Source organism: Sphingopyxis sp. OAS728, assembly GCF_014873485.1.
Classification (GTDB): Bacteria; Pseudomonadota; Alphaproteobacteria; order Sphingomonadales; family Sphingomonadaceae; genus Sphingopyxis.
Genome location: NZ_JADBDT010000001.1, coordinates 3611987 through 3630106 on the forward strand (window position 1 = coordinate 3611987; position 18120 = coordinate 3630106).

The window sequence follows — 18120 nt, forward strand, 5'->3', positions numbered from 1 at the left end:
ATGCGCGCATTTAAAGCATGGCTTTAAATGAAAATGAAGAATGTTTGTTTTGCTGCAGCGGCATGGGGTGCGAAAGAACCCCCGATGACTGGTGAGGCTTATGGAAGAAGATTGTTTTTGATCGGTGCCGCGACCGCAGCCGCTCTGGCGTCCGGACGGGCGGCACCGACCAATGGACGCCGGAAGATCTCGATGATCGAAGCGCCAAGTAATCTGGGACTCAGGCCGGTCGTGCGCGGTCGACAGCCGGGCGCCTGGCGAGCACCGCAAGCGCTGCGCGAAGCCGGCCTTGAGGCGCGGCTTCGTCCGGTCGCGACCCACGCGCTGGCGAGGCCCATCTACAATTTCGAGGGCGACGGAGAATCCCGCATCCGCAACGGCCGCGCCATCCGGACCTTCAGCGAAGCCCTTGCCCCGCTAGTCGCGGCAGATCTCGCCGCCGGGAATTTTCCCCTCGTGATCGGCGGCGACTGCAGCATTCTTCTCGGCTGCCTTCACGGCGCGGGCGAGGTGGGGCTCATCCATGTCGATGGCCACAGCGACTTTTATCACCCCGGCAACTATGACACGCAGGCGCGGCTCGGGAGCGTCGCAGGAATGGATCTTGCGCTTGCCACGGGTCGCGGTGAGCCCTTGCTCGCGGACTGGGGTGGGCGCCCCCTGGTAGCCGATGATCGCGCCGTGCAGATCGGCGAGCGCGACGAGCTCACCGCCGACTTTGATTATCGCGACATCGAAGATACGGCGATCCATCGGATCCCGGTTCGCCGGGTCTTGGCGAACGGCATCGCTGCAACGGTGCAATGTGCCCTTTCGGTCGGCGCGGCCCAATCGCTGCCCTTCTGGCTCCACATCGATCTGGATGTCCTCGACGAGAAAGTCATGCCGGCGGTCGATTCTCCGGGATCTCCGGGACTGACCTACGATCAACTGGCGGACCTGGTGGCGGGTTTGCTAGCATCCGGCCGGATCCGGGGCGCCAGCGTCACAATCTACGATCCCGAGCTGGATCGGACTGGCCGATATGCCCGCGAAATCATCGGGTGCCTGGGGCGTGCGTTCGACGCCTTGGATACCCCGGCATGAACAAAGTCCATTTTATTCCGGTAGTCGCCTTGGTTTTGGCCGGCGCCGCCTGTTCGGCAATGCGCGACCCGCCGGAAATGCCGGTGCGCTGGACCCCCGATAGCATCAGTTCCCCCGGTTACGAAGCCACCCCGACCTTCTCGCCGGACGGCAGATCGATGCTCTTTCTTTCGGCCAGCAAGAGCTTCACCGACTGGCGGATCATGGAGGCCCGCTGCATGGACGGACAATGGTCTGCGCCTTACTCGCCCGAATTTGCTGCCAGTCCGCCAGTGATCGAGGCCGATCCGGGGATCGCGCCCGATGGCGAGGGCCTATATTTCCTGTCGGCAAGGCACGATCCGAAAGGCGAGGACTTCGACATTTACTTCGCTCGGCGCGTGGGCGACGAATGGGGCGATCCAGTGCGTTTGCCGGCACCCGTCAACTCACCCGAAGCCGAACTCCTGCCCCGCGTCGATGGCGAGGGCACGCTCTATTTCGGCTCCAGCCGGGCCGGCGGTTACGGCGACGGCGACATTTACATCGCTCGGCGCGATGGCCGCGGCCGGTGGCAGGTCGCGAACGCAGGACCTCCCATCAGCACGGCAGCGAACGAATATGAGGCCGAGATTTCGCGCGATGGCCGGACGATGGTCGTCGTCGCGGATCGCGGCAGCCGTTCGCATCTGTATCTGTTTCGAAGGCCGAAAGAGGCGTGGATCGAAGCGGGTCGCATTCCCTCGCGCGACGATGTCTTTCAAGTCGGGCCGCTCCTCTCGCCCCGCTCGGAAAAGCTCCTGTTCGCCCAAGCGGAGCCCGACAGGTCGGGCGAAATATTCCTGATCGACCTTGTGCCGGACTCACACGAAGCATGGCCACCCCAATGTTGAGCAGGCGCGCCGCGCTGGCGGGACTTGCGGCAGCCCCCCTGTCCACTCAGCCTAGAAGGTTACAAATGGCCGGACAGCCGATTTCGCCCACCGAGGCATCCTATGCGCAAGCCTGGCTGGCCGAAATGCCGACGCGGTGGCTGTTCGTCAGCGGGCAAGTGCCAACCGACAGCGATGGAGATGCACCTTCCTCTTTCGCCGACCAAGCCCGTGTCGTGTGGCGCAACCTCGAGACGCAGCTGCACGCTGCGAATATGAACCTCTCCGATATCGCCAAACTGACCGTCTATCTGTCGAGCCGGGACTATCGGCAACAGAATACGCAGATCAGGCGCGAAATCCTCGGAGCGCACTGCCCCGCCATAACCGTCATCATCGCGGACATCTTCGACAGCGACTGGCTCCTCGAGGTCGACGCTATCGCTTGCCGCTAGGGAGGGCTCCATGCCGCTTCGTCGCGCTACATTTCCGGTCCATCGTCCTATGATAGTCGCCATCTGCGCGCTAATTCTGGCAACCTCCAGCGGGCAGCCCAAAGCACAGGAAGCTGCGCCGGACACCGCCGCGTTGAAAATCGCGACGCAGGCCTTGCTCGACGCCGTGGCCACCGGACGCACGGACATCTGGGACACATATCTCGACGATCGCATCATTCACGTGGATGAAAATGGCGTCAGAAGGACCAAGGCTGAGCTCATCGCCGAACTCGCCCCTCTCCCCACGGGACTGTCCGGCAGCCTTGAAATCGCCAGTTTCGAGGCGCGGATTACGAACGACATAGCGGTCACATTCCACGAAGACCAGGAGCAGCTCGACTATCACGGGCAGCCGCTCCGCTCCCGCTTCCGCAGTGTCGACACGTGGAGAAGGACGGATCAGGGCTGGCGGCTCATCGCAGCGCATGTCGCCGCCGTTCAGCGCGACCCGCCCTCCGTCCAGCTCCCACCGCGCGTTCTTTGTGAACTCAATGGCATCTATCGGCTGACGCCCGAAATCGTCGCAACGCTGTCGTGCGACAGCGGTAAGCTGCGGGTGGAACGGCCGGGACGGCCCGACATCTATTTTGCGGCCGAGACGCGCGACATATTTTTCGAGGTGGGAAAACCGCGGGTCCGCCGAATTTTCCAACGCAACATTCAAGGGCGGGTGACGGGCTTTGTCGATCGCCGCGAAGGCGAAGATATTCGATGGCGCCGAGTGGGCACAAAATAGGCGAAGCGGGTACCACGCCCTACACCCGCGCCGAACACTGGCTTCAAACGGTGGACTGCCTTGCGAGCGGCCGCATGAAGGTCCGATCGTAGCGCAAAACGCAGCCGCTTTCGTCGCGGATGCGATCCGCCTCGACGAACGAGGGATCATTCCCGAAGTGGCTGCGATATGCCTCATAGGCAGCAAGACTCGGAAAGCTGAAGAGCGCCAGAGCCCGATCGCTCGCTCCCTCGGCAGGCAGATAATATCCGTGGTGGACGCCGCCGTGCTGCTCGACGAGCTGGATCCAGCGCTGCCCGAATCGTTCGAAGGCTTCGATCTTGGCCGGATCTATGACGTAATCGACGACACAGGTTATCATGCGATCAGCTCCTTTCTGCCGACGCGAAGCTCATAGTGCGGATTGCATGCAAGAATTGGGCCTCCGTCACGCGAAGGGCAACAAGTAACATCCCGCTCTGAACGATAGCGCGTCCGGGAGTCGAATTCACCACGATGCTAGCGCGCCCGACGCGCTTTTGCGCGGTTGCCGCAGCTTGCCATGTCGCACCATCGACGCGACCCGTTCTTCGTGCGGTCGATGAAAAGCCAGCGGCAGTCGTCGGGCGGGCATTGTTTGAGGCGCGCCAGCTCATCGCCGCGGAACAGGTCGAGTGCCGCCCACGCAAGCGGGCCGAGAATCCGGTCTTCAGGCGCAAAGGCGATCGTCGCAGGTATTCCATCGAGCGAAGCCGCAGCCAAACTGCGCGCCGCGAGACGGGCCACCGTTTCCGTCGCCGAAACGTCGGGCGCCGCACCGGCGGCGACCGCACTGCCGGCGGCGATGATCGCCGTGCGCAGCGCGCGAACCTCCTCAAAGGCATACAAGGCAGGCGCGTCGGCGCTGTCGATCAGGCCGAGCGCCTGCGCCCATGCGGCTAGGCCCTCCGCGTCCGCCAGACAATCGATCTCGCGCGGCGTCCCCCGCCAGCTGATGGTGTTGGCAAGGTCGAGCGCCAGGTTGCCGGCGACACGGTGAGGCAAATCTATGGGTTTCGACACAGCACGATAATCACTCAACCCGAACCTGTCTCGCGCGGCGGCGCCAAGGCGATTGCCGCCGCCGTCAGCAGCAACAGCGCCCCGGAGATCTCCGGCCAGCCGATTGCCTCACCGAACAGACCTGCCCCGATAGCAAGCGCGACGATCGGCGACACAAACGCGTAGAGACCGGCACGCACTGTTCCCCATTCGCGAATGAGGACCAGATAAATCGTATAGGCAATGATTGTTCCCAGCAACGAAAGAACCAGCAGGCTCGCAATCACCCGCGGCATGGCTAGTCCGGCGAGCGTTGCGCCCGTCACCGGTTCGAGCGCCAGCGAAAGCGCGAGCAGCACGGCGCCGCCAGTCGCAGCCTGGGCGAATGTCATCGCCAGCGGCCGGACCGGTCCGATGAGCGGACGCGCAAGGATACTCCCGATGCAGTAGCAGGCGGTCGCGGCGACTACCGCCGCCATACCGAGGCCATCGGCGCCGCCATCGCGGAGCCGCGTCCAGAAGAGGCCGACCAGACCTGCGCAGCCGATCGCGAGCGCGAGCGCGTGCCGCCATCCTGCTCGCTGCTCGCCCGTGAGGGCCGCGAGCGCGAACAGCATCACCGGAATCAGCGCGAGATTTATCAGGCCGGCGAGGCCCGACGCAACATGCTGCATTCCCCAAAAGAGGAGGCCGTGCGTGCAGACGTTGACGAGCAGCGCGGTGAGGAGGGTGCGAGGCGCCCGTCCCTCGACGAACGCGCTTCGGTCGCCGCACACGAGAAAGGCCAGCACCGCTGCGGCGATCAGATAGCGAGCGGCGGCCAGAAAAAGCGGAGGCGCGGCAGCCAGCCCGATCTTTATCGCTGCCCAGGTCAATCCCCAAATCAGCGACATCAGCGCGAACGCCGCGAGATTGCGAACGGACATCACGATCCTAGCGCAGGCCCTGATTATCGATCAGAATATGATTGATCTCGATCCGGTCGGGAAGCTCGATCAGAAACTCGTGGTCGCGATCGAGATGATGGACTTTGGTCGGCGACCCCTTGGTAAAGGCCGCCATGGCGGCCAGGTCGGCCCAGTAGGAGATCGTCGTGAACATCGTATCCGCGTCGCGATCTTCGCGAAACAGCTGGACGCCGAGCGCCGTCCGCTCAAGCGGCGGAATCCCCTCTTTGCGCAGATAGGCTTCATAGCTGTCGGCGTCGCCAGAAAGGGTACGCCCGCGCCAGATGCGCGCGATGGAAGGGGTAGTCGGCATAATGGGTCTCCTAAAAAGGCGATCGGGGCGCGTCGGAGGCGGGACTTCGTCAACCCCGCGATCAGGCATCGAGCCTGTTCAGAAACTCGCGCACGAGCGGCAGGGCCTGTTCGAAATGCGTCTCCAGCAGCCAGTGCCCCGCCCCGTCGATCAGATGGAGATCGGCATTCGGCAAGTCGCGGCGATAGGCTTCGCCCGCCTCGGCCGGCATATAGCCGTCCTCGGGGCCCCACAGGATCAGGGCACGCGGCTGGTGGTCGCGCAGATAGGCCTGATAGCGCGGAAACCACGAAAGGTTCGCCTCAAGTCCCTTCATCAGTTCGACCACCACGCGGCGGCGAACCGGCGTATTCATGAGCGGCCAGTGCAGTTTCCAGAGATCCGGGGGCACGCGCGTGGCAACCGCGTCGGCGACCTCGCCGACAAATTCCTCCCGGAAGCCTTTCTCACTTACCGCCGCCTCGAGTTGTTGCAGGCGCGCGCGCGACTTGTCGGCCCAATAGGCCTTGATGGCCGCGTATTTGGGGCCGAGCGCATCTTCGTAGATGTCGCCATTCTGGATCACGAGCCCGGTGATGCGGTCGGGACATGCAATTGCATGCCGCAATCCGATCTGCGAACCATAATCGTGGAGCCACAGGGCGTAACGCTCCAGTTCGAAATGGTCGGCGACCCCTCGCAAAATCTCCGCATAGCCGTTGAAGTCATAGGCGAACTGCTTCCGGTCGGGCGTTCCGCTGTAGCCGAAACCCGGAAAGTCGAACGCGATCGTGTGCCACCGGTCGGCTAGCGCCGGCATCAGCTGGCGAAACTGGAATGACGAACCGGGATAGCCGTGCGGCAAGAGAAGCACCGAACCGTCAGGCGGCCCGGCTTCGCGGTAGAAAATCGGGATACTCTGAACTTCGATCGTGCCGTGACGCATCGTCGGCCTCCTTTTTCAATAACCATCTAAACGCATTTAGACGGTTATCGTTGCAGGCCCGATATCGATCGCACGCTCGACAGGAATATCGACCGAGACGCACTGGACGGTGGGCCGAACGTGAGAGCTGCTGGAAGGGTCGCAGTCGCGAAGCGTCGGCCGAAAACGTCGCCGCTCGCGTGGTCAGTGAAGTGGAACGCCCGATGTACAGCCGACGGCGCGGTGAGGGATTCACCTAGCACTCAGCGGCGGCCGCTGTTTCTCGGTAGCGAAAGAGCTGAAACCGGCGCAGTCACCGAGGCGGCGCAAAGGGTCGGAGATGCTGCGCAGGACGTTGGCGACGCAGCGCAAGACGCGGTTGGGCCCCCGGCCGCTGCGCCGGGGGGCTCTCAAAACTCGCAGCTCGCAGGGTCGTCCACCGAGGGAGCGCGGCCTGCCCGTCGGCATATAATTTTACTCACTGGGCGCGGTGCAGCGCGCGCGGTTCACGCCTGCAATCCGCGACTGTCAGCCCGTACCGGGCGAATATGAGGGTTCGCTCACCTGGGCCGCGCCCGAGTAATGCGTGCCGTGGTACGCTGGGCGGGGTTGCTTGCGTTTGGCGCTTTGCTTTCCGGCTCTGCATTTGCCCAGACAGCGGGCCCCAGCCCCCTTGCCGCGGCGTGCCGCGTGCGCGTCTCTGTCCTTGAAAATTATTCTCCGTTCCGTCCTGCCGTTGTAGCCGGCAACAAGCTGTTGGCGGCTGCGGCGAGTGGGGACGTTCGCGGTCCTCTCGTCACATTCGATCGCGCGCTCGCGGCAGTCCTCGATACCGTTCCCAACGAGGAGGCCGCGGTTTTTGCGCTGACCGATGCGGAGCGGATCGTAGAGATGATCGAGAAATGCGCCGATGCGAGCGGAACGCCCCGCGACAAGGTGGCGCGCGCAGCAATGTCGCTCGAAGCGGCCTATCGGCGCAATCTTGCGACGATGCAGCGAAGTGACTTCGCCGAACGCCTGCTCCGGGCGCCGCGCGCGAAGGCGGTTCTACTCAGTTCGTCTGGCGGCGAGGCTGTGATGGCCGACGCCCAAGCGATCAAGGCTGCGAACAGCGCGGCGCGGCGCGAGGCGCTGCTGGCCCAGTTTCGGAGAGCCGAAGAACGCCGAGCGCGGATCGAGGCGGAATGGCGTGAGAAAGAAGCACGCCTGGCGGCAGAAAATGCCGAGAAGCGCCGCCTAATCGAAGCGCCGATCCGGGCAGCGGAGGCGATCTGGCGCGCGGGTCCCAGCGCGCCAGCTGCGGGTGCGCAGCTCTGCGCGGACGATCGTATTCATAGCTATGCGGGGCGCCGCAAGGACGCCGACTGGATGATGCTCATCGAAGCGGAGATCGGGCGATGCGCCCGAATCTCCGATCGCACCGACAGGTCCTATTTCATGGGACTGGCGCTTGGTACCGCAGTCACCGACGAGCAGCTCGCGCACGCGGCCGGACGGGCGCTCATGTGCCTGTCGACGAGCTATGAAAAGCAGTTGCTCGACAATATGGGTCAGCTCACCGATCAGCTGTTCACGTCGAGTATCGGCAGGACCGGCATGCGCGCGCAGCCCGTCTGGAGCGAACGCGCGGGCGCGCGGGGCCGGATCGTCCAGGTCCGCTGCGATCTGACATTGACGCTCTTCGGCATCGACTTTCACCAGGTTCAGCAGGCGCTCGCAGGAGGTCTCGAAGCCGACGCCTCCTCTTTCGTCGAGTATGAATTGGCTAACGGTGTGCTCGGCGCGGTGCGGACGCACTTCGTCCTTTCGGGGACATCGCGCACCGAAAACTGGAGCAACGACACGACCCATTACTGCGATGCGTCGCTGAGCCGATGCGGTTGCGGCGATGCAGCGGAGCGGCGGCTGGAAGCAGTTAGGTGTCCGCCCTTGGACCTATGCGATCCGGAACGACGCGCTGACACGCGCGCTCGTCGGGCCTCAGAGCCGGGGCGCGGGCCGCTGGTTCACGATGCAGCGCGGCGCCGTAGTCCTCGACATTTACAATACGCGATATTCGGAGCCTGTCCTCGGCGAGAACGGCAATTGCGGCGGCGGCGCGGTCGATCGTTTCGCCATGCTCACCCCAGTGCGTGTGAAGCGCGTACAGGTTGGGACACCGATTGCGTGGTAGTATCGGGGCCGCCGGACTTGGCCGGTTGGAGACTGTCAGCTTTCGGGGACCAAACAAAGAGAGCGGACGTTCCGAAGCAATGCAGAGCGCCCGCTCTCTAGGATATCGCGATTTTCTGGTTAGACTTCGATGCCTTCCGCCAGCGTCAACGCATCTTCAACATCGACGCCGAGGTATCGCACAGTGTTTTCAATCTTGGTGTGACCGAGCAGAATCTGCACGGCACGCAAATTTCCGGTCGCCTTGTAGATGATCGACGGCTTAGTTCTGCGTAGCAGATGCGTCCCGTAATCTTCACTTCGGAGACCAACAGCCGTGACCCATTCGTCGACGAGACGCGCATATTGACGCGTGCTCATATGAGCAGAGTGGTCGACCCGGCCGGGGAACGCAAAATCCTCGATCGATCCGCCTCGCCGCTCAATCCATGCCAAGAGGCTCCCACGAGCCTCCGACATGATTTCGAATTGAACTGGCCGGCCGGTCTCGCTCCGGCTGCTATTGTAACGCTCGGAGGTCTTGAGCGTGACCTCGCGCTGCTCGCCGGGGCTCAGCGGGATTGTCGTTGCACCGCCAAGAAAGCCGCGCCGAGTGCGCAGCGCGGTCAAACAGACGCGCGATCCCTGTCGCCGCCTGCCGGCGGCAGCGAGTGCTCATCAGCCGCCGCGCTCTACTTCGGGGCGTCGCGGGGGCGCCCTGCCCCAGCGGAAGGGGTATCGCGAGACTGCCGACCTGTCGGCGGGCCGGCGATCAGGGGAAGGCCTTCCCCTTCCTCCATCATGATCCGCTTGTCAGTTCGCCGGAATCCGCAGCCTCTACCCGATTGTCCCGCGTGCGATTAGACAGGAACCATGTCCGCTGCGCTCGTCATCAAGGAGATTCGGCGCTTTCTCGAAAGCGAGAAGGCCGAGGTGCTTTGCATCAAAGGCCGCTGGGGGGTCGGGAAAACCTATGCCTGGCTCAAGATACTCGGCGAGACGCAAGCCGGCGGCAAACTCCACGCCAAGAAATATTCCTATGTATCGCTGTTCGGGCTGAACTCGCTCGATGAAGTCCGGCATGCGATCTTCGAGGGCCGGGTATCGCCGGAGAAAGCGGTCAGCGGCCCGGACACCGAAAGCCTCGGCGATCTGTTCGAAGCGGGCAAGTCCCTCGTCCTCAAATCCCGAGGCTGGCTCGGCGCCGCGCTCGGCCCTGTCGGCTTCGGCGAGATCGGCAACATGCTCGCGCGGTCCGCCTTCTTTCTCGTCCGCGATCAACTCATCTGCATCGACGATCTCGAACGGGCTGGCGCCGGGCTGTCTTCGCGCGACCTGCTGGGACTGGTCTCGTTCCTCAAAGAACAGCGCACCTGCCAGGTCGTGCTGCTTCTCAACGACGGGGCAATGGAGGATGAGAACCTAAAACAGTTCCAGCGCCTCCTCGAAAAGGTCACCGACACCATTGTCACATTCGCACCGTCGCCCGCCGAGGCCGCCGCAATTGCGCTCCCGGGCGATGACGCGATCAGCGAAGAACTCCGCCGGGGCGTGATCACGCTCGGCATCACCAATATTCGGGTAATCAAGAAGATCGAGCGGATCGCGCTGCAACTGGTCGACCTACTTCCCGGCGCGCCCGAACGGGTGATCTCGCAGGGCGTCACCGCTTGTCTGCTCGGCGGCTGGGCCGTCTATGAGCCGGGCGAGGCACCGTCGCTTGAGTTTCTGCTGGGATATAATTCGCTCTATGCCGCCATGATGGAGCGCGAGAATGGCCCCGACGAGGCGTTCATACGCTGGCGCGACCAGCTCTCGGCCCTGCCCTTCAACGCAAGCGATGATTTCGACACCGCCATTTTCGATGCCGCCGCAGCGGGCTATTTCGATGCCGATCGGCTGCGGATGGAAGCCGCGAAGCTACAGGAGGAGTTGCAGCGCAACGGCCGCATCAGCCCGCTGTCGAAGGCATGGGAACGCTACAGGGAGTCGCTCATCGAAGACGACGACGCCATCATCGACGCCATCGAAAAGGCCGCGCACGAAAGTCTCGCGATCACCGACTCGATCAACATCAATGGCGCGATCGCCTTCCTCCGCGAGCAGGGACGCGGCGCGCAGGCCGACGCGATCGCCAAGGCCTATGCCGATGCGCAGCCCGACAATCCCGACTTCTTCAGCATCCGAAATCATCATTTCCCGGCCGACCAGCCCGCCGACCCGGCGCTCGTGGCGGCGCTCGCCGAGCGGCTCGCGACGTTCCGGGAAGAACGCGATCCGAAGGCTGTCCTTGTCGACATCGGCCACGGCCGCGCCTGGCAGGATGATGATCTCGCTCTGCTCGCCGGGATCGACGCCGATGCCTATCAGCTAATGTTCGAAGGAACCGAAGGCGCCGACCTCTCCCTCCTCATCCGGACGGCACTTCAGATCGCGCGCGGTCATGAACATGACCGTCCCGAGATCCGGGCCGCGGTGGAGCAGGCACTCGGTCGTATCGCCGCCAAGTCTCCGCTCCGGGCCCGGCGCCTGCGCCAATGGGGCTTCGCGCCGCCAGCGGAAAATTGAGGTAACCCCGACATTTGTTCAGGCTTGGTTCCAATCGAGCATCATAAGTCTTGAGCGGCCTCGAAGCGATTCCGCTTGACAAATGTAATCTTATACATTACAGCAATACAAATGACGCCGCCCCCCGCCTTTTCTCCCTCTGCACCAGAGGATGCCGTCTTGGCGGAGGCGGAGGATATTGCGCCTTCTCGGTTTGCCGACGGTGTCGGTCGTGAGCCGATGGCCGAGTTGGCCACTGACGTCGCGCGACAGACCGAACCGACGCTCGCCACTACAGCGCAAGGATCGGAAGGCGCCCAAACCGCACGAAGCATCCTCCGCGAGATGCTGGGACGGAGCGAGCCGTTGACCGCGTCCCAGATGGCTGCGGCTGAAGCAGCCAATCTCGCGCCGCGCCTCGTCATGCCGGTGTTCAAGGATCCGCTGGAATCGGCGCGCGCCAGCGCATCGGCCTATGCGAGAGCCACCGACCAGATCCGCCGCATCTGTGAAGCTCAAAATCGGATGCTCCGGACGTCCGAGGCGCTTCACAATATGTGCGACGGGCAGCGATCGCTATCATCTGAACTGCTCCAAAAGACACGGGAGATTGCCGAAACCTGCTCGGCTGCGACCAGCGTCAAGGGGCTGCCCCTTTGGCCGACGTCGCTGCAAGCGCCGCCAGAAACGGTTTCGTGGCTGGCGAAGTACAATGCGTCGCGCCCGCGCGTGCCCCTGCCCCGTCATGCCGAGACCCATGGTTGCGCCGGATATCGCTACCTCCGCAAATCACCCTGCTCCCATAGCGAGGTTGCCGGCTCGGGCGGTTCGGACGACGACCACGCCTCCCCCGCAGGCGACACCGGCAAACCCCCGGAGCTACGCAGTTCGGTCTTTGCCGAGCGTGAACAATCCTGGAGTGATTTCCGCGAGACTGCTCTGAACGCGGTCGAGCCGATGGTGATCGGCGTGCAAGCGAAGATGGGTGCGCCGCGCGCTTGGTCCATCTATTATCTAAGCAAGTTCCTCAGCCGCCAGGTTGCCGTCAATCAGACGACCCGCTCGGCGCTGCGCAAGCCGGCGCCGCCGCTCAAGTCGTTCGGCACGATCCAGCGGATGGGTCTCGATCTTCGCCTGACCGAGCGCCTTTTCGACAATGTTCTCGCACGCATCAGCAAGATGGACGATCGCTCGGCCGAAAAGGTCGAAGCGTTCGTTCGCGGAATTTTCGAGCGGGTCGCGCTCGTCATCGGACAGCATCGCCTCGTTCGCGCCGTCGCCCGGCCGGACGGACGAAACATATTCGAGCGAATCCGCATCTTCGACATTCATACCGGCGTCTCGCCACCTCTAGCCCTGAATCGCCAAGCGCTTTGCCGCGCATCGATCAATCAGGTTTCTGGAGTGTATGAATATGGATATTCCCGACCCGCGCCTTGCGCGCATCTTTACCACCGCCGCGTGCCCCGAACTGCCTTTGCCGGTCGTCCGGAGCGCGCACCGCCTGCTTCGCCTGCTGGCCGCCGCTGCCAGTTGGTCCGATATCGGCGTCTTCACCAAGGTCGCCCTTTTGAAGGACGGCCGGTTCGCCGCGCCGGTTCACGGCCGGTGGGCGATCAGTTTCGAATGGGACGACGAGCTTGACCGCATCGCCGATCCCCGCCTCGAGCGTTTCTAGAACAGGAGTTTTCATGTCGAGCGAAGCCGAAGTCGAGTCCGTCGGCACTGTCTTGCGCAAGCACATTCTCGAAATGGGCGGCATCAAGCAGGATGAACTTGCTTCGGCGCTCGGCGTCTCGCGCCTGAGCGTGAATGAACTCCTCAACGACAAGCGCGCCGTCACCGCGCCGATGGCGCTACGCCTGGGGCATGTACTCGGGACGACGCCCGACTTCTGGCTGAACCTTCAGCGCGACGTCGATCTTGCTGCCGCGCGCAAACGCTTCGGTACAGAGATCGCAGCGCTCACTATCCTCCGGCAGCCGCAAACACGAGATCAGGTCATCACGCCCCTTGAAGAACTGTTTGCGGGCGTGGATGAAGCCTAGCGCGAGGGGCCCCTCTCGCTAAGCATTCCAATTTGGTGCAAAAACGGAATGCTGCACTCTTCACTCTACGGCCTACCGCGCTAAGGTCCGCCCATGGCTGTGAGCGACGACGTATTGGATTTGACGAGATTGCTGAACGAGGCCGGCTTTGGCGCGATCGCGGGCGAGCTTCTGACTGAAATCGATCGCGGACGGCTTGAGGAACGCCCCGATCCACTGGGCGATGACGAAGCCAACAGCGTCCTCGTGAGCGTTCCTTACGAAGAAGCGGAGCAGTTTAAAGCCGCCATCGAAATGATGAGAGCAAGGCTCATCGCTCCGGCGCGCGCGTTCGCCGAAGCCGAACGGTTCGCCAGCAAGTTGGCAGGCAAGCCGACCGAAATTCATTTCGTCGATCCGCGCGGTGGCAAAACTGTCTTTGCTGAAGGCCGGGGGCCGATCGGCGATACGACCCTCGCTGACGAACTCGATGCGTTCCTGGTCGAATTGCTGAGCGGCCCAATTGCAGAGTTGGACCGCTGATGCCACTGAGCGCGCTCGCATCATCGCAGCTTCTGGACATATTGCGCAACTTTCGGGCCGCCTATGCCCCGGTGTTCATTCCCGCGAATGACGGCAAGGCGCTCGAAGCCTTTGTCATGATGAAGCTCGCTCATCATGTTCACCAAGCCCCAATGCCTTGGACGATCAGCTTGCGTCAGGGTGACGGCACCCCCCTCCCGCCCGGCGCGCCGTTCGGCTTCCCCAACGGAAAATCAGGCATAAGGGCGGCCAGCCTCGCTGCACCCTGTTTCATAATGCTGCAGCATCAACAGCATTCGGATCGACGGCTTGAGATGCACTCCAGCTTGCAATGGCGCGGGCGCAGCACGGCAAAACATGAGATCGACGTGTCCGTGATCCCCGCGGTCATCGCGGAATCACTTCGTGGCAATGGTGGCGGCTTCCCGCGCGGGCTGCCGGTCGCGGCTATCGAGTGCAAAGACAAGCACGGCGTGGGCCCTCTCGACGAGACCCGGCAGAAGCTTGCGCGCATGTTCGATCTTGTCCTTGTGACCCAGCCCGGTCCGGGATGGTCGTGCCGCATCTACGCCAGCCGCACGCAGGTCCAGTGGGGAACGAGAAGTTCGACTTACCGTGCATTTTTTCGCAAAGGGACCTTCGCCATCGTCCGGGCCGGGACATTCCAGTCCGGGGCGGGAGTGCTTGCTGATCATTATTCCGTGAAACACTGTCCGGAAATCTACAGTCTTCCCCTGTCCATGGGTAAGCTCGAAACAAGTTTCCGTACGACCCTCGCACGCATCGCCGAATTCTAGGGTGCAGCATTTGCCGGCCCGAATTTTGGAAGTTCCTTATGCCCTATGATGCACTCACGCTGGATACGAGCGCCGTCCACCGGGCCGGTCTCCGGCTCGAATCCGGGTTGCTGGGTCAACTCTCGCAATTCGCCGACTTGCCGAGCGACCTCGTCCTGTCCGAGATCGTCACGCGCGAACTCGTGAGGCATCTTACGCAAAATGGGAAAAAGACGCGGGATGCGGCGATTAGCGCGTTGACCGACGTCGATCAGCAGCAGTTGTCAGATAAGCCATTGCTTGACGAGCTTAAGGCATTGCTTCGCGACTCCCGCGAGGTGGCGCCGAAACGCGTTGCCGCTTTCTGCGAAGCCGCGGACGCTGCAATCGTTCCAGCTTCATTGTGCCCGATCGACCACCTTCTCAAACTCCATTTTTCGTCGGGACCGCCGTTCGCCGCAGCGAGCGACAAGAAGAGCGAGTTTCTCGTCATCACATTTCGAAGATAGCGAGGCTTTGCTTTAGGGGTCGATTTGACCAGCACGACACAGGGAGGGCTGAATGTTCAAGCGCGGGGCGGCGGCAATTGCGGGGGTCATGCTCCTCGCCGGAGTGGTTTATCTAGGATTGTTGTCGAAAAATGATCCCGAATATGTCTTGTGGTTCGGCCTGGCCGCTGCTTTGGCGGCGCCGCTCGGCCTGACGTTGCTCGGCTTCTCGATTAGAAGCTCGGATTCAAACCTGGTCAAGCGCCTAGCAAAGGTTACCGAGATCGAGCGGATGATCACCGAGGCGGAAGATCACGAAGAAAAAATCAGGCTTCTTCAAGAGGAAAGGTCAAAGCTGGTCGATATCATCAAGCTGGAATCGCGACGTCAGGCCATCGCCGATCGGCAAGCAACACTGGAAAATGACGCGGTCCGGATTCTCGTCGAGCTCGACAATTTGGACAAGGAAGGGGCCGAACTCGAAATCGCCATCGGCAGCAGTACCGTCAGCAGTGAAGTCGCCCAACTGCGGGAAAGGATACAGGCGCGCGAGCAGGGAGATCTCATCTTGCGGTTCGGCGACCGTACTTACCGGATCGATGCCCGCATCATGCGAAGCTTGCCTTTCGGTGCCGGGAACATCCTCCAGGCCTATCTCAATCTGGCGAGGCGGCTGTTGAACTAGCGCGAGATCGCGGCTCTTCGCGACGACGACGCATTGAGCGGCGACGGTCGCGACAACCGCGAACCACGTCGTCAACACAGTCAGGATTTCGAATGACGCGCCCCCACTTGAACCCCGCGTCGACGCACGCCAGAGAAACGCCATGAATCGCATAGCCACCGCGCTCGCCCTGACGCTTACCCTCGCCGCCTGCACTGAGCCGCACACCGGCCCGCGACCAGTCACGCCCGCCGCGTCGCCGCTCAAGGTCGCGAGCTGGAACCTGGAATTCCTTGCCGAAAAGGACGGCGTGGGCTGTCAGCCGCGGACCGAGGCCGACTATCGCGCGATGCGCCGCATCGCCGACGATCTCGACGCCGATGTGATCGCCTTCCAGGAGGCCGAAAACCCGGCAGCCGCCGCGCGCGTGTTCGATCCTTCGCGCTACAACATCGTGATGGAGACGAGAGAAGGAAGCCCCAGCGGCACCTGCGGCGGCGAGAACAAGACACAGACGGTGTTCCGGCAAGCGGTCGGCTTCGCAATCAAGAAGAATATTCCGTTCGATCGTCACGCGGGCGTCACCTCGTTGATGCTCGGCAACGCCCAGCTTCGCTCAGGGATCGACATTACACTGCGGCCGTCGGGACGCGCGCCGCTGCGCCTCCTCGGCATTCACCTCAAGTCGGGCTGCTTTTCGGGGAGCGAGGCAAAGGCCTGCCCTACGCTTCAGCAACAGGTGCCGGCGCTGGAAGCATGGATCGACGCCGCAGCGGCCGATCCCGACCGCTTTATCGTCCTTGGCGACTGGAACCGCCGTCTCGGCCTTGCCGGTGATAGCGTCTGGGCCGAGATCGACGATGGCGAGCCGGCGAACGCCGACCTCCGCCTTGCCGACGAAGGCATCTCCCCCAAATGCGATCCGCGTTACGACAGCTTCATAGACCATATCGTGTTCGATAAAAGAGCGGGCGCCGATATGCTCGCGTTTTCCGAGACGCTCTACCCACCTGACACGAAACATTATTCAGACCATTGCCCTGTGTCGGTGACATTGGGCGGCTGATGGCACCGGTCGAACCGGAGCGGGCGAATGTGCAGAGAATTGACCCGAGCACCTGCATGTGATGACCGTCGCATCGAGGAGAGGTGAATGACTGGCAAGGCGACACCGGACCCCGAACCGCTGGTCCATGCTGCTCTTCAACAAAGGATCGCCAAAGTCCTTGGTCCTATGCTGGGCGATGCGGTCGTTATGGGCAATCTCCTGCTCACGAGCCAAACGCGCCGAAAACTCCAGGCGCTGGACGATCTGCTACCCTCGCACGGTCTGCAGCATGCCCGTCTCGATGCCATGATAGGCCCGCACCCCCTGTCGCAATTTGTCATCGGCCGCGTCGAAGAATCGCTGCGGCCCCAAGCCTATGAACAAGGCACGAAGAAGCTCACGACCTATGAAGGCTATGCGGATCCCGTCGCCGCAGCCCGCCGACTTGCAGAGGAATTCTCAGGCCTTCCGCATCATTATATTTATTCGCTGCCACTGACCGGAATTTTCCGCGACGTCATGGAAGACAATCATGCATTGCCATTCAGCAAGGACGTCAAGATTTGCGGCGGGGGCGACACATTGACCGGCTGGCTTCCGTTGACGACCGGCGATGAGGCGTTGGACAACCATATTCTCGGCGGCCAATTGCTCGGCCGCCGTCCGGCAAGCTGGGATGGCGCCCATTTGCTCATCAATGCACGGGGATACAACGCCGAGAATGTCGAGAATGAGGGCGATCAGCGCGTCGTCGAGACGATCAAATCCTTCTTCGGACTATATATGGCGCACAACCTCGTCGAGCGGCGCTATTCACCATCGCCGCGGCCCGGGAATCTGAAAGTCTGCGTCCATCGCTGGGAAGACGGCGCCTACCGATTATATCGGCAGTTCACGCTCGACGAAGCCACGAGCGCGTTGATCCACGAACTGCATTTCGATGAGCTCGACGGCAATTTCGAAAATGCCCGGATGAAGCGCGCGCTTGTGACCGAGATGGGGGAGCAGGTCGCGAAGGCGTTTGCGAACACGCCCGACGCTGAGCGGGTCAGGCTCGCCGGCCGATGGCTCTTCGACAGCTACGCCGGCGGGAACCAGTTGATGTCCTTCCTGCAGGCGATGGTCGTCCTCGAAATCCTGCTCGGTGACAAAGCCGCGTCCGACAAAATCGGGCTGGGTGAATTGCTGCGTAACCGCTGTGCCTATCTGCTCGGCAAATCCGTTGAACAGCGCGATGCGATCATGGCAGAATTCAGCCGAATTTATGAAGTTCGAAGTGCCATCGTGCATCGCGGCAAGAGCATCATCAGAGCCACCGAGCGCCCCCTTTTCTTCAAGCTGCGTGCATATGCCCAGCAAGTCATCCGCGCTGAATTGCAGCTTCTTCCCAAATCGCCGGACTATGCCGCTGGCCAGCCGGTGGACACGGACGCGAGCGAAGCACAAGGCGTGATCGCTGCCATCGAGGCCGATCTGAGGGGCATGGATATCGCCCGCGCGGCGAGCGCCGCCCCCTAAGCAA

20 protein-coding genes are annotated in these 18120 nt (G+C 62.5%); 14 read left to right on the plus strand and 6 right to left on the minus strand.

The genetic code is table 11. The features are described from left to right. Nucleotides 1-27: 27 nt before the first annotated feature. The 4 genes from GGC65_RS17185 (at nt 28) to GGC65_RS17200 (ending at nt 3170) form a co-directional block, all read left to right on the plus strand. A complete protein-coding gene (locus tag GGC65_RS17185; protein ID WP_225940872.1) occupies nt 28-1086 on the plus strand; it encodes an arginase family protein in 1059 nt (352 codons plus the stop codon). Beyond that, a complete protein-coding gene (locus GGC65_RS17190; RefSeq protein WP_192648274.1) occupies nt 1083-1958 on the plus strand; it encodes a TolB family protein in 876 nt (291 codons plus the stop codon). Before GGC65_RS17185 ends, GGC65_RS17190 begins: the two co-directional genes overlap by 4 nt. Before the next feature lie 65 nt (nt 1959-2023). After that, on the plus strand, nt 2024-2392 hold the full coding sequence (locus GGC65_RS17195) for a RidA family protein (protein ID WP_192648275.1): 369 nt from the start codon (nt 2024-2026) through the stop codon (nt 2390-2392). 49 nt (nt 2393-2441) lie between these two features. Then, nucleotides 2442-3170, plus strand: coding sequence for a nuclear transport factor 2 family protein (locus GGC65_RS17200; RefSeq protein ID WP_192648276.1), 729 nt, complete (start codon nt 2442-2444; stop codon nt 3168-3170). Between the two features lie 43 nt (nt 3171-3213). Here the strand turns inward: GGC65_RS17200 and GGC65_RS17205 are convergent, their stop codons facing one another. The 5 genes from GGC65_RS17205 to GGC65_RS17225 form a co-directional block, all read right to left on the minus strand. After that, nucleotides 3214-3531: an NIPSNAP family protein gene (locus GGC65_RS17205; RefSeq protein ID WP_192648277.1), complete on the minus strand. Its 318-nt coding sequence runs from the start codon at nt 3529-3531 to the stop codon at nt 3214-3216. Between the two features lie 137 nt (nt 3532-3668). After that, nucleotides 3669-4211, minus strand: coding sequence for a CGNR zinc finger domain-containing protein (locus GGC65_RS17210; RefSeq protein ID WP_318780181.1), 543 nt, complete (start codon nt 4209-4211; stop codon nt 3669-3671). A 14-nt stretch (nt 4212-4225) separates the two neighbouring features. Beyond that, nucleotides 4226-5083, minus strand: coding sequence for a DMT family transporter (locus GGC65_RS17215; RefSeq protein ID WP_192648279.1), 858 nt, complete (start codon nt 5081-5083; stop codon nt 4226-4228). A gap of 40 nt (nt 5084-5123) precedes the next feature. Then, complete coding sequence (locus GGC65_RS17220; protein ID WP_192648280.1) at nt 5124-5450, minus strand: antibiotic biosynthesis monooxygenase family protein; 327 nt, start codon at nt 5448-5450, stop codon at nt 5124-5126. Nucleotides 5451-5511: 61 nt separating this feature from the next. Continuing rightward, nucleotides 5512-6375, minus strand: coding sequence for an alpha/beta fold hydrolase (locus GGC65_RS17225; protein WP_192648281.1), 864 nt, complete (start codon nt 6373-6375; stop codon nt 5512-5514). 561 nt (nt 6376-6936) lie between these two features. Here GGC65_RS17225 and GGC65_RS17230 point away from each other — a divergent pair. Beyond that, nucleotides 6937-8628, plus strand: coding sequence for a hypothetical protein (locus GGC65_RS17230; RefSeq protein ID WP_192648282.1), 1692 nt, complete (start codon nt 6937-6939; stop codon nt 8626-8628). 18 nt (nt 8629-8646) lie between these two features. On the opposite strand, the gene GGC65_RS17235 is transcribed toward GGC65_RS17230, so the two are convergent. Further along, nucleotides 8647-9081 carry a tyrosine-type recombinase/integrase gene (locus tag GGC65_RS17235; protein ID WP_225941217.1) on the minus strand — a complete coding sequence of 145 codons (435 nt, stop codon included), beginning with the start codon at nt 9079-9081 and terminating at the stop codon, nt 8647-8649. Between the two features lie 297 nt (nt 9082-9378). Here GGC65_RS17235 and GGC65_RS17240 point away from each other — a divergent pair, with 297 nt between their 5' ends. The 9 genes from GGC65_RS17240 to GGC65_RS17280 all read left to right on the plus strand — a co-directional run bounded on the left by GGC65_RS17240 (nt 9379) and on the right by GGC65_RS17280 (nt 18116). Then, nucleotides 9379-11073, plus strand: coding sequence for a hypothetical protein (locus tag GGC65_RS17240; protein ID WP_192648283.1), 1695 nt, complete (start codon nt 9379-9381; stop codon nt 11071-11073). A gap of 159 nt (nt 11074-11232) precedes the next feature. Further along, complete coding sequence (locus tag GGC65_RS17245; RefSeq protein ID WP_225940874.1) at nt 11233-12696, plus strand: hypothetical protein; 1464 nt, start codon at nt 11233-11235, stop codon at nt 12694-12696. A 47-nt stretch (nt 12697-12743) separates the two neighbouring features. Next, nucleotides 12744-13100, plus strand: coding sequence for a HigA family addiction module antitoxin (locus GGC65_RS17250; RefSeq protein WP_192648285.1), 357 nt, complete (start codon nt 12744-12746; stop codon nt 13098-13100). Between the two features lie 93 nt (nt 13101-13193). Next, nucleotides 13194-13622: a hypothetical protein gene (locus tag GGC65_RS17255; RefSeq protein ID WP_192648286.1), complete on the plus strand. Its 429-nt coding sequence runs from the start codon at nt 13194-13196 to the stop codon at nt 13620-13622. Continuing rightward, nucleotides 13622-14419, plus strand: a complete 798-nt coding sequence (locus GGC65_RS17260; RefSeq protein WP_192648287.1) for a hypothetical protein — start codon at nt 13622-13624, stop codon at nt 14417-14419. The genes GGC65_RS17255 and GGC65_RS17260 overlap by 1 nt, the downstream gene beginning before the upstream one ends. Nucleotides 14420-14457: 38 nt before the next feature. Then, nucleotides 14458-14907 carry a PIN domain-containing protein gene (locus GGC65_RS17265; RefSeq protein ID WP_192648288.1) on the plus strand — a complete coding sequence of 150 codons (450 nt, stop codon included), beginning with the start codon at nt 14458-14460 and terminating at the stop codon, nt 14905-14907. Nucleotides 14908-14959: 52 nt separating this feature from the next. After that, nucleotides 14960-15571, plus strand: coding sequence for a hypothetical protein (locus GGC65_RS17270; RefSeq protein WP_192648289.1), 612 nt, complete (start codon nt 14960-14962; stop codon nt 15569-15571). A gap of 142 nt (nt 15572-15713) precedes the next feature. Then, the gene (locus GGC65_RS17275; RefSeq protein ID WP_192648290.1) at nt 15714-16616 is read left to right on the plus strand and encodes an endonuclease/exonuclease/phosphatase family protein; all 903 of its coding nucleotides are present in this window, start codon (nt 15714-15716) and stop codon (nt 16614-16616) included. Between the two features lie 87 nt (nt 16617-16703). Further along, nucleotides 16704-18116 (plus strand): HEPN domain-containing protein, encoded by a 1413-nt coding sequence (locus GGC65_RS17280; protein WP_192648291.1) that lies wholly within the window; start codon nt 16704-16706, stop codon nt 18114-18116. Nucleotides 18117-18120 lie beyond the last annotated feature (4 nt).